This window comes from Actinacidiphila rubida, assembly GCF_900110255.1.
GTDB lineage: Bacteria > Actinomycetota > Actinomycetes > Streptomycetales > Streptomycetaceae > Actinacidiphila > Actinacidiphila rubida.
The window spans coordinates 75,413-87,705 of the sequence record NZ_FODD01000026.1 but is presented as its reverse complement, the minus strand read 5'-3'; the positions used below and the strand labels follow the sequence as shown (position 1 = coordinate 87,705).

Annotated in this window: 5 protein-coding genes; 4 read left to right on the top strand and 1 reads right to left on the bottom strand. The window is 72.2% G+C overall.

Annotation, left to right across the window (positions count from 1 at the left end; all coding sequences use genetic code 11):
* The first annotated feature begins 332 nt into the window (after positions 1-332).
* Together clpB and BMW99_RS24995 are read left to right on the top strand one after the other, a co-directional pair.
* The gene (gene clpB / locus BMW99_RS25000; RefSeq protein WP_075017584.1) at positions 333-2,948 is read left to right on the top strand and encodes an ATP-dependent chaperone ClpB; all 2,616 of its coding nucleotides are present in this window, start codon (positions 333-335) and stop codon (positions 2,946-2,948) included.
* Between the two features lie 138 nt (positions 2,949-3,086).
* Complete coding sequence (locus BMW99_RS24995; RefSeq protein ID WP_069466859.1) at positions 3,087-3,626, top strand: type III secretion system chaperone family protein; 540 nt, start codon at positions 3,087-3,089, stop codon at positions 3,624-3,626.
* Positions 3,627-3,663: 37 nt separating this feature from the next.
* Here the strand turns inward: BMW99_RS24995 and BMW99_RS24990 are convergent, their stop codons facing one another.
* Positions 3,664-4,938, bottom strand: a complete 1,275-nt coding sequence (locus BMW99_RS24990; protein ID WP_075017582.1) for a glycosyltransferase family 39 protein — start codon at positions 4,936-4,938, stop codon at positions 3,664-3,666.
* A 154-nt stretch (positions 4,939-5,092) separates the two neighbouring features.
* Between BMW99_RS24990 and BMW99_RS24985 the strand changes: the two genes are divergently transcribed.
* On the top strand, positions 5,093-5,674 hold the full coding sequence (locus tag BMW99_RS24985) for a GNAT family N-acetyltransferase (protein WP_245791617.1): 582 nt from the start codon (positions 5,093-5,095) through the stop codon (positions 5,672-5,674).
* A gap of 1,400 nt (positions 5,675-7,074) precedes the next feature.
* Positions 7,075-12,267 carry a GH92 family glycosyl hydrolase gene (locus tag BMW99_RS24980; protein WP_407640317.1) on the top strand — a complete coding sequence of 1,731 codons (5,193 nt, stop codon included), beginning with the start codon at positions 7,075-7,077 and terminating at the stop codon, positions 12,265-12,267.
* Positions 12,268-12,293 lie beyond the last annotated feature (26 nt).

Here is a 12,293-nt window from a genome sequence, read left to right as displayed (position 1 = left end):
CTTCCCGCGGGTCCATGGCACGCGTGGCGCGCTCCATGGGACCCTCTGCGCAACTACGGCCGTCCCCAGCGGGGTTGAGGTCCGCATTCTGGCACCGGCCCGCGGTTCCGCCAAGGTCCACCCGTCATCCTCGGCCACCGTCCGGTCGCGGTCCGTGAGCGGGGCCGGCCGGTGGTTCGGGGGTCCGCCGGGGGTCCGCCGGGGGTCGCCGGGGGTTCGCCCGCCGCGGAATGCGTGTCCGCGGGTGCCTTCACCACCTTGAGTGGAATAGACTCAACTTGCTTCATGTTGCTTCGAGCAGGTTTAGCCAGGAGAGGGAGGTCACCACGCCCGTGGACGCCGAGCTGACCAACAAGAGCCGCGAGGCGATCAACGCCGCCAGCAGCCGGGCCGTATCCGAGGGCAACCCGGATCTGACACCCGCCCACCTGCTGCTCGCCCTGCTGAGCGGCGCGGACAACGAGAACGTGCTCGACCTGCTGGCGGGGACCGGCGCCGACCCGGCCGCCGTCCGCGCCGACGCCGAGCGGCTGGTCGAGACCCTGCCGAAGGTGCAGGGCTCCACGGTGGCGCCGCCGCAGGCCAACCGTGACATGCTCGCGGTACTCGCCGACGCCGACCAGCGGGCGAAGGAACTCGGTGACGCCTACCTTTCCACCGAGCACCTCCTCATCGGCATCGCCGTCAAGGGCGGCCCGGCCGGCGAACTGCTGAACAGGGAGGGCGCCAGCGGCAAGAAGCTGCTGGCCGCCTTCGAGACGGCTCGGGGAGGCCAGCGGGTGACCAGCCAGGACCCGGAGGGCACGTACAAGGCGCTGGAGAAGTACGGCACCGACTTCACCGCTGCGGCCCGCGAGGGCCGGCTCGACCCGGTGATCGGGCGCGACCAGGAGATCCGCCGGGTCGTCCAGGTGCTCTCCCGGCGCACCAAGAACAATCCGGTGCTGATCGGCGAGCCCGGCGTCGGCAAGACCGCCGTCGTCGAGGGCCTGGCGCAGCGCATCGTCAAGGGGGACGTCCCCGAGTCGCTGCGCAACAAGCGGCTGGTCTCGCTCGACCTCGGCGCGATGGTCGCGGGCGCGAAGTACCGCGGCGAGTTCGAGGAGCGGCTGAAGGCCGTGCTGTCGGAGATCAAGGACAGCGACGGCCGGATCATCACCTTCATCGACGAGCTGCACACCGTCGTCGGCGCGGGCGCCGGCGGCGACTCCGCGATGGACGCCGGCAACATGCTCAAGCCGATGCTGGCCCGCGGCGAGCTGCGGATGGTCGGCGCCACGACGCTCGACGAGTACCGCGAGCGGATCGAGAAGGACCCGGCGCTGGAGCGGCGCTTCCAGCAGGTGCTGGTCGCCGAGCCCACCGTCGAGGACACCGTGGCCATCCTGCGCGGCCTCAAGGGCCGCTACGAGGCGCACCACAAGGTGCAGATCGCGGACTCCGCGCTGGTGGCCGCAGCGACCCTGTCCGACCGCTACATCACCTCCCGCTTCCTGCCCGACAAGGCCATCGACCTGGTCGACGAGTCCGCGTCGCGGCTGCGCATGGAGATCGACTCCTCGCCCGTCGAGATCGACGAGCTGCAGCGCTCCGTCGACCGGCTGCGCATGGAGGAGATGGCCCTCAAGAACGAGACCGACCCCGGCTCGGTGCAGCGCCTGGACAAGCTCCGCAAGGACCTCGCGGACCGCGAGGAGGAACTGCGCGGCCTGACCGCCCGCTGGGAGAAGGAGAAGCAGGGCCTCAACCGGGTCGGCGAGCTCAAGGAACGGCTGGACGACATCGACACCCGCATCGAGCGGGCCCAGCGCGACGGCGACTTCGAGACCGCGTCCAAGCTGCTCTACGCGGAGAAGCCGAAGCTGGAGGAGGAGCTGGAGGAGGCCACCCGCGAGGAGCAGGAGGCCAAGACCAGGGGCGCCGGCGAGAAGATGGTCAAGGAGGAGGTCGGGCCCGACGACATCGCCGACGTCGTCGCCGCCTGGACCGGAATCCCCGCCGGGCGGCTGCTGGAGGGCGAGACCCAGAAGCTGCTGCGGATGGAGGACGAGCTCGGCAGGCGGCTGATCGGCCAGAGCGAGGCCGTGCGCGCGGTGTCCGACGCCGTCCGCCGCTCGCGCTCCGGCATCGCCGACCCCGACCGTCCCACCGGCTCGTTCCTCTTCCTCGGCCCCACCGGCGTCGGCAAGACCGAGCTGGCCAAGGCGCTCGCGGACTTCCTCTTCGACGACGAGCGGGCGATGGTCCGCATCGACATGAGCGAGTACGGCGAGAAGCACTCGGTCGCCCGCCTGGTCGGTGCGCCCCCCGGGTACGTGGGCTACGAGGAGGGCGGCCAGCTCACCGAGGCCGTGCGGCGCCGCCCGTACAGCGTGGTGCTTCTCGACGAGGTGGAGAAGGCGCACCCCGAGGTCTTCGACGTCCTGCTCCAGGTGCTGGACGACGGCCGGCTCACCGACGGCCAGGGCCGCACGGTCGACTTCCGCAACGTCATCCTGATCCTCACCTCCAACCTCGGCAGCCAGTACCTGGTGGACCCGGGGCTGGACGAGGAGCAGAAGAGGGCGAGCGTGCTGTCCACGGTGCGGGCGTCCTTCAAGCCGGAGTTCCTGAACCGGCTGGACGACATCGTCGTCTTCACCGCGCTGGACAAGGACCAGCTGCGCCGCATCGCCCGGCTCCAGACCGACCGGCTGGCCGAGCGGCTGAGGGACCGCAGGCTGACGCTGCGGGTCACCGACGCCGCGCTGGACTGGCTCGCGGAGGAGGGCAACGACCCGGCGTACGGCGCCCGGCCGCTGCGCCGCCTGGTGCAGACCGCGATCGGCGACCCGCTGGCCCGCGAGATCCTCTCCGGCGAGGTGCTGGACGGCCAGACCGTCGGCGTCGACCGGGCCGAGGACGGCCTGATCGTGGGGCCGGTGACCGCGCCGGACCTCACCAAGTGACACCGGCGTGACCCGCGGCCCCACGGGGGCCGCGGCCGCAACCCCGGCAGGTACGCGCAGCGCGAACCTGCCGGGGTTGCCATGTGTGCCCCGGGATGAGGGAGGATGGCTGGGAGACGTCACGAAGGGACCTTCACCGTGAGCATCGACCCGTCCTCGATTCCCAGTTTCGGGGGCCAGGATCCCGAGCAGACCGGACCCACCGGCAGCGTGGTCATCCCCGACCAGGAGCTGGTCAAGCAGCTGCTGGACCAGATGGAGCTGAAGTACCTGGTCGACGAGGAAGGCGACCTGGCGGCTCCGTGGGAGGAGTTCCGCACCTACTTCATGTTCCGCGGGGAGGGGGAGCAGGCGGTCTTCGCCGTCCGCACCTTCTACGAGCGTGCCTACAGCGTCGACGACAAGCCGCAGCTGCACGAGGTCATCGACGACTGGAACCGCCGCACCCTGTGGCCCAAGGTCTACACCCACACGCACGACGACGGCTCCGTCCGCCTGATCGGCGAGGCCCAGACCATCATCGGCCTCGGCGTCAGCCTGGAGCACTTCGTGTCCAGCACCGTCAGCTGGGTCCGCGCGTCGATCGAGTTCGACCAGTGGGTCGGCGAGACCCTCGGCCTGGAGAAGGACGCCGAGGGCGACGACGGTGAGGGCGACGCGGGCGAGACCGAGTCCTGAACCGTCCGGCACCGGCCCGTCCTGACCGTGCCCGCCGCTACAGCGGCACGGTGACCACGGTCAGCAGGTAGGCGCCGTAGCCGAGGGACACACCGGCCAGCGTGACCACCGCCAAGGCGGCGGCGCGCGGCCGGGCCCCGGCGAGCCCCGCCGCGCAGGGCACGAGCAGCGGGAACGCGGGCAGCAGGAAGCGCGGCTTGCAGGAGAAGAAGTTCGCCCCGCCCAGCGCGATCACCACCAGGACGGCCGAGTAGACCAGCAGCGGCAGCGGCATCCGGTCCAGCACCGCCAGCGCCAGCAGCAGCACCGCGCCGCAGCACAGCACCGTCGCCATGTAGGCGGAGAGCGTGTCGGGGAACAGCACCTGGTGCCTGACGTACTTCAGCGCGTAGCGCCCGAAGTCGAAGGTCGAGCCCCAGCGGCTCTGCACCTCGAAGTACCCGTGCAGGGCCGCGTGCGTCCCGCTGCCCGTCTGCAGGCCGACCCACGCGAGGTAGCCGCACCACCCGGCGGGCGCCACGAGCGCCGCGCACCACGCCCCCGGCTCCTGCCGCCGGCCGGTGCGCCGCCGGTGCCAGGCGTCGGCGAGCACCGCCGCCGTCACCGCGGCCGGCACCGCGACCGCGTTCGGCCGCGACAGGCCCGCGAGGACGCTCAGCACGCCCGCCGCCAGCCAGTGCCGGGTCACCGTCGCGTACAGCGCCCAGGCGGCCAGGGCCGTCATCACCGGCTCGGTGTAGGCCATCGACAGCACGATCGAGTACGGCAGCAGGCTCCACAGCACGACCAGCGCGGTTGCGGTGCGCCGCCCGTAGCAGTGGTCGACGACCGCGAAGATCCCCCACGCCGCGAGCAGCGCCCCCGCCCACGCGACCGCGAGCGCGGACGCCACCGAGCCGCCGGGCAGCACGGCGTCGGCGGCCCGCACCGTCATCGGGTACAGCGGGAAGAACGCCAGGTCGCTGTAGCGCAGGCCCGGGGCCTCCCACGACGGGATGAAGGTGCCGTAGCCCCACTCCGCGATGCGGTGGTACCAGAGCCCGTCCCACTTCAGGGCGAGCAGGTCGCGCGGATGGCCGCCGCGCCGGTGTGCCCACAGGGTCAGCACCGCGACGCCCGCGAGCCGCGCCACCAGGAACGCGGTGACCGCCGGCAGCGCCCTGCGGCCCGACGCGACCGCCGCGGCGGCGGCGGACCTGGCCCGGTCCCTGCCGGGCATCCGCCGCCGGGGGCCGTGCGGCCTGGCCGGGACGGGCCCTGCGACCTGCTCCGGCACGGAGACGGACTCGGAGACCGGTCCAGGGGTGAACACGCGGCGCTCCTCGGGGAAAGAACCGGTGCGAATGGCGGGATCGTCGTACAAAGCGACTATCGGTGATGCCTCAGGTCCGGCCCGAGGCGACACGCCCGCGCCCGCGGGTGAATCAACCGCGCGTCGCGCGGTGACCTCGTGCGAGGCTATGGCCATGGCATCCGGGATACCCAGCTCCGAGATCACACCCACCACACTCCAGGCCGGTGACCTGCTGCTGCGCCCGTTCACCGAGGCGGACGAGGCGGCCGTCGGCGTGGCGATGAACGACCCGGCCATCCTGTCCTGGGCCGCCGGCACAGCCGTCGCCGGCGCGGCGCCCGCCGACCGCGGGCGCGTCTGGCTGCTGCCCCGGCTCACCGGCTGGTCCTCCGGCGTCGCGCCGTTCGCCGTCGCCGACGCGGCCGACGGCACCCTGCTCGGCTACCTCGGCCTGCGCGACATCCGCCGCGTGCCGGACCAGGCCGTCGCCGCGTACTGGACCACTCCCGCGGGCCGCGGCCGCGGCGTCGCCGCGCGGGCGCTGGACGCGGCCACGCTGTGGGCGTTCTCGCCCCCCGCCGAGGGCGGTCTCGGCCTCTACCGGATCAGCCTGGACCACTCCCTCGCGAATGTGGCATCCTGCCGGGTCGCCGAGCGTGCGGGCTTCCTCGTGGAGGGCACCATGCGCGGCTCCTTCCTCGCCCCCGACGGCGTCCGCCACGACTCCCACCTCCACGCCCGCGTAGCCGTCTGACGACGGCGGGGTGCCCCCGGGGCTTGCTGGGTCGGCTTCCGGGGTGCGCCCGGGGCTTGTCGGCCGTCCACCGGCCGGTGGGTGGCTACGGCTTCCGGGGTGCCCCGCGCTGCGCGCTGCCGTCTGCCGGTCTCGTCGTGGTTGCTCGCGCAGTTCCTCGCGCCCCTGATATGCGTGCCCTTTGTCCGTGGGGTCGGGGGCGCTCCGGAAGCGTCTCCTCGGAAATGTGCATACGGGTTCGTCCATCGGCTTGCCCGGGGGCCGCGCACATTTCTCTGCGGGGAGCACTTCCTCCCCACCCCCTCCCGCTGATCCACCGTGCGGCGGGGGACATGGGACACGGCCAGGCTCTGTCTTCCCGCAGACGGGGACGGGCCGGAGGGGGACGATCCGGGTGTGTCCCCGCAGAACTGTGCATCCGCCCGGGTAAGGGCACGGAAGAACGGTGCACGCACAGTTCGAGGAGACACACCCGGAGTGGCCCCTGACCCCACCCACGAACCTGCACCGCCAGGGGCGCGGGGAACTGCGCGACAAGCCACGACGGCGCGGCAGACGGGTATGGCGGCCCGGGGGCAGCCCAGAAGCCGCAGGGGCGCGGGGAACTGCGCGACAAGCCACGACGGCGCGGCACACGCCGGATCAAGCCCCGGGGGCACCCCGTAGGCCGAGACCACCACCGGCCGGCAGGCGGCCGACAAGCCCTGGGGGCACCCCGTTGGCGCGAGCGACCACGGCGAACCGTGGGACGGCGATGGCGAGCAAGGGGCTGGACGAGCCCCGCAGGGGCGCGGGGTCCCCCAGCCTTCGGCCGGGAGGTGCCCCCAACGCGACCAGCCACGACGGCGCGGCAGACGGCAGCGCGCAGCGCGGGGCACCCCGGAGGCAGACCCAGCAAGCCCCGCGCAGCGCGCGGCACCCCGTTGGCGCGACGAGCCACGACGCCGCGGCACGAGCCAACCAAGCCCCGGGCGCAGCCCGTTGAAGCGGAAAGCCGCGCCGCCGCGGCAGGCGCCCGAACGAGCAAGGGCGGCCCCCCGCCGCCAGGCGGCGGGGCGCCACATCCGGAACATCCGCACCTTCTCGCTTCGTGGCTCTTGACAACGTTGTCGACGCGGGTGACGCTAGCGCGGATTTCTCTCCCCGGCCGCGACGGCGTTCCCACCGAAAGGCACACTGCTGTGTCAGAACATCCCCCTGCTCATCTCCTGTCCCTGAGACGGTGGGTGAGTGCGACAGCGGCACTGTCGCTGCCCGTGCTGGCGCTCGCCGCCGCACCGGCGGCCTTTGCCGCGCCGGCGAACGCCGCACCCGCGGCGGGCAGTTTCAGCTCCTCCTTCGAGTCGGCCGACCCGCAGCCGGCCACCAACACCGTCGAGGTCGACGCGCACGGCGACCCGATGCAGAAGAACCTGAGCGGCACCAGCCCCTCCGGCCTGTCCGGCAGCCTCCTCGGCCAGGTCACCGCGGTGACCGCCAGCGCCGAGAACCCGCCCGGCGAGGTCGCGGCGAACCTCAAGGACGGCAACCCGTCCACCAAGTGGCTCGCGTTCAACCCGACCGGCTGGGCGGCCTACCAGCTGTCCAAGCCCGCCGCGGTGGTCAAGTACTCGCTGACCTCCGCGAACGACTCGCCGACCCGCGACCCCAAGGACTTCACCCTCCAGGGCTCCGCCAACGGCACCGACTGGGTGGACCTGGACAAGCGGACCGGCGTGACCTTCAGCGGCCGCTTCGCCACCAACACCTACGACTTCACCAACACCACGGCCTACCCGTACTACCGGCTGAACGTCACCGCGAACTCCGGCGACTCGCTCATCCAGCTCGCCGACTGGGACATCAGCGACGGCACCACCACCGTGCCGCCGGCCACGCCGATGGTCACCAAGTCCGGCTCCGGCCCGGTCAGCGGCTACAACATGAAGCCCAACGCCGGCTTCACCGGCACCGCTTCGCTGCGGTACTCCGGTGGCGCGCAGGCCGACGGCGAGTCGTCCGCGACCAACAAGCTGTTCGACGTCGACATCCCGGTCGGCCCGAAGACCCAGCTGTCGTACAAGATCTTCCCGGAGTTCACCGGCCGCGACACCCAGTACCCGTCGCAGTTCGCCGCCGTGAACCTGCACTTCACCGACGGCACGTACCTGAGCGCGCTGAAGCCGGTCGACCAGCACGGCTACGCCCTCACGCCGGACGGCCAGGGCGCGTCGAAGGTGCTCTACGCCGACCAGTGGAACGCCGTGTCGTCCGAGATCGGCAAGGTCGCCGCGGGCAAGACGATCGACCGCGTCCTGCTGTCGTACGACGACCCGAAGGCGAAGGCCGCGACCCGCTTCCAGGGCTGGATCGACGACCTCACCGTCACCGGGACGCCCACCCCGATCGACGGCTCCAGCCTGACCAACTTCGTGGACACGCGCCGCGGCACCAACGCCTCCGGCTCGTTCTCGCGCGGCAACAACCTGCCGATCGCGGCGGTGCCGAACGGCTTCAACTTCTTCACGCCGGTCACCGACGCGTCGTCCAACTCGTGGGAGTACTCCTACCAGCAGGGCAACAACGCGGCGAACCTGCCGACGCTGCAGGGCCTCGCGATCTCGCACGAGCCCAGCCCGTGGATGGGCGACCGCGACCAGATGTCGGTCATGCCGGTCCCGGCCGGCGGGTCGCTCACCGGCTCGCCGAGCAGCCGCGCCCTCGCGTTCAGCCACGCCGACGAGACCGCGCAGCCCGACTACTACCGCGTGAAGCTGCAGAACGGCCTGGTCGCGCAGATGTCGCCGACCGACCACGGCGGCATCATGCAGTTCAGCTTCCCGGCCGGGCAGTCCACCGGCAGCCTGGTGTTCTTCAACGGCACCTTCACCCTGGCTGCCGACGGCACGTTCACCGGGTGGGTCGACAACGGCAGCGGCCTGTCCGCCGGCCGCAGCCGGATGTTCGTCTCCGGCGCGTTCGACCGCGCCCCGACGGCCTCCACCGCCACCTCCGCGACGTTCGACACCTCGTCGAACTCGCAGGTGACGATGCGCATCGCGACGTCGTTCATCTCGACCGCCCAGGCGCGCAAGAACCTGGACCTCGAGGTCACCGGCCGCAGTCTCGACCAGGTGCACACCGCGGCCACCGCGGCCTGGAACGACCGCCTCGGCCGGATCTCCGTGGAGGGCGCTACCCAGACCCAGCGGGTGACGCTGTACTCCAACCTGTACCGGCTGAACCTGTACCCGAACTCGCAGTCGGAGAACACCGGTACCGCGGCCGCGCCGCACTGGCAGTACGCCAGCCCGGTGTCGCCGGCGACCGGCGCGTCCACCGCGACCGCGACCGGCGCGAAGCTCGTCGACGGCCAGATCTACGTCAACAACGGGTTCTGGGACACCTACCGCACGGTGTGGCCCGCGTACTCGCTGCTGTACCCGGACGTCGCCGCCAAGATCGCCGACGGCTTCGTCCAGCAGTACCGCGACGGCGGCTGGATCGCCCGCTGGTCGTCCCCGGGCTACGCCGACCTGATGACCGGCACCAGCGCCGACAACGCGCTCGCCGAGGCGTACCTCAACGGCGTGAAGCTGCCCGACCCGCTCTCCGCGTACGACGCGATCGTCAAGGACGCCACCGTCGCCTCCGGGCGCAGCGAGGTCGGCCGCAAGGGCATCGAGTCCTCGCTCTTCCTCGGCTACACCCCCACCAGCACCGGCGAGTCGGTGTCGTGGGCGCTCGAGGGCTTCATCAGCGACTACGGCATCGGCAACATGGGCGCGGCCCTGGCCAAGGACCCGAAGACGCCGAAGTCCGAGGTCGGCCGGCTGAAGGAGGAGTCCGCGTACTTCCTGCAGCGCGCCCGTGACTACGTCAACCTCTTCGACCCCAAGTCGAAGTTCTTCCAGGGCCGCACCGCCAAGGGCGACTTCCTGTCCGGCAACCCGCTCGACTGGGGCGGCGTCTACACCGAGACGGACGGCTGGAACTACGCGTTCACCGCGCAGCAGGACGGCCAGGGCCTGGCCAACCTGTACGGCGGCCAGAAGGGCCTGGAGGACAAGCTCGACCAGTTCTTCGCCACGCCCGAGAACGCCGACCACCCCGGCGGCTACGGCGGCACCATCCACGAGATGGTCGAGGCGCAGGCCGTGCGCATGGGCCAGCTCGGCATGAGCAACCAGCCCTCGCACCACATCCCGTACATGTACGACTACGCCGGCGCGCCCGCCAAGACGCAGGCGCTCGTCCGGGAGATCATGCAGCGCCTGTATGTGGGCGACGAGATCGGCCAGGGCTACGCGGGCGACGAGGACAACGGCGAGACGTCGTCCTGGTACATCCTCAGCTCGCTGGGCATCTACCCGCTGCAGGTCGGCTCGCCCAACTGGGCCATCGGCTCGCCGCAGTTCACCCAGATGACCGTGCACCGCAGCACCGGCGACATCGTCGTCAACGCGCCCGGCAACAGCACGCAGAACGTCTACGTGCAGGGCGTGACGGTCAACGGCAAGACGCAGCGCACCACGTCCATCGACTCGTCCGTGCTCGCGCACGGCGGGACGATCGACTTCAGCATGGGCGCGAAGCCGTCCACGTGGGGCACCGGCAGCAACGACGCCCCGCCGTCCCTCACCAAGGGCGCGGCGGTGCCCAAGCCGCTGCAGGACACCACCGGTCCGGGCCTCGGCACCGCGACCACCGACGGCGGCCAGGACGCCTCGAAGCTCTTCGACGACTCGTCGACGACGCAGGTCACCTTCGCCTCCGGCACCCCGACCGTCACCTGGGCCTACCGGGGCGGCAAGCAGGCGCCGACGACCTACACCCTCACCTCGGGTGCGGCCGCCGGTGACCCGCAGGACTGGAAGCTGCAGGGCTCGAACGACGGGATCACCTGGACGACGGTGGACTCGCGCAGCGGCGAGACGTTCCCGTGGCGCGACCAGACCCGGCCGTTCACCGTCGAGAACCCGGGCCGCTTCGGGCAGTTCCGCCTCGTGGTGACCAAGACCGCGGGCGCGGCGCAGACGAACCTCGCCGAGGTCGAGCTGCTGGCCGGCGGCGACGTCCAGCTGGGCGGCGGCGCGGTCAGCGTCAGCGCCGCGCAGGACCCGGTGCCCGCCACGTCGGGCGTCGCGGTCTCCGCGCCGCTGGCGACGATCGTCGGCGGCACGGCGAGCGGCTACCAGGCCACCGTCAACTGGGGCGACGGCACGCCGGCCACCGCCGGCACGATCGCGCCGAGCTCGCGGGCCGTGTCCAGCGTCAGCGGATCGCACACCTACGCCAAGCCCGGCTACTACCAGGCGAGCGTGCAGGTGACCGACGGCACGAGCCAGGCGTCCACGACCGTGGGCGTCCAGGTCTCCTACGCCCCGGCCTCCGGCCTCACCGCCGCGTTCGACACCACGTGCATCGGTGACGACGGGTCGCTGGCGGCGGACTGCGACTCCGTCGGCTACGGGTTCTCCCGCACCGCGCTGGCCGCGGCCGGCGTCAAGCAGGGCACGTCCGAGCAGGTCCCGGGCACGTCCCTGCACTTCACCCTGCCGGTGGTCGCCCCGGGTGCGCCCGACGACGCGACCGGCAACGGCAGCACCATCGCGCTGGACCTGCCGTCCGACGCGAAGAGCATCTCCTTCGTCGGCACCGGCACGGAGGGCAACCAGAGCACCACCGCCACCGCGACGTTCGCCGACGGCAGCACGGACAGCCTCCCGATCCAGTTCAGCGACTGGACGCTGGGCGGCAACGCCAACGGCACGCCGGCCTTCGGCAACATCGTCGTGGCCAAGTCCGCGTACCGGCTGGCCGGGGCGTCCAAGGACGGCGCGCAGCCGTTCCTGCTCGCCACCACCCCGTACCAGATCCCGGACGGCAAGAAGCTCGTCTCCATCACCCTGCCGAAGCAGACCGGCGACCCCGGCACCGTCGGCAGGATCCACGTGTTCGCCATCGCCGACGACGGCACGCCCGTCGCCCCGCTGGCGGCGACCGCGCCGAAGGCCCAGACGGCGACGGCCGGGAACGCCCTGACGGCGGACCTCGGTTCGGTCACCGGCGGCGTCCCCGGCGACGGCGGCTACCAGGCCCGGGTGCAGTGGGGTGACGGCGGCGTCCCCGAGGACGTCACCGTCGGCTCCTCCGGCGCCCTGGCCGGCCAGCACACGTACCAGCAGCCGGGCACCTACACGGTGCACGTCACCACCTGGGACACGCAGTCCAGCGCCACCGTCACCTTCACGGTGACCGTGGCGGGCCAGGCCGCGGCCCCGGCCGTCACCGCCAAGGCGGCGTCCGGCACGTCGGTCGTCCTGACCGGCAGCGGGTTCAAGGCGGGGGAGCGGGTGACGGTGAAGCTGTCCACCGGCTCCGCCGCGGCCGTCACCGTGACGGCGACGTCGTCCGGTGACATCGAGGCTACGGTCGCGGTGCCCCACGGCACCCGGCCCGGCCGCTACTCCGTGACCGCCACCGGCTCGTCCTCCCGGACCCCGTCGACGGCCACCGTCCAGCTGGGCGCCACCGCACACCCGTCGGCACCTTCCTACGACACCCCGGTCATCCCGACCAGCACCCCCAAGCCCGGGGGCGCGTCGGCCTGACCCGACCCGAGACGGAGTGCCCGGCC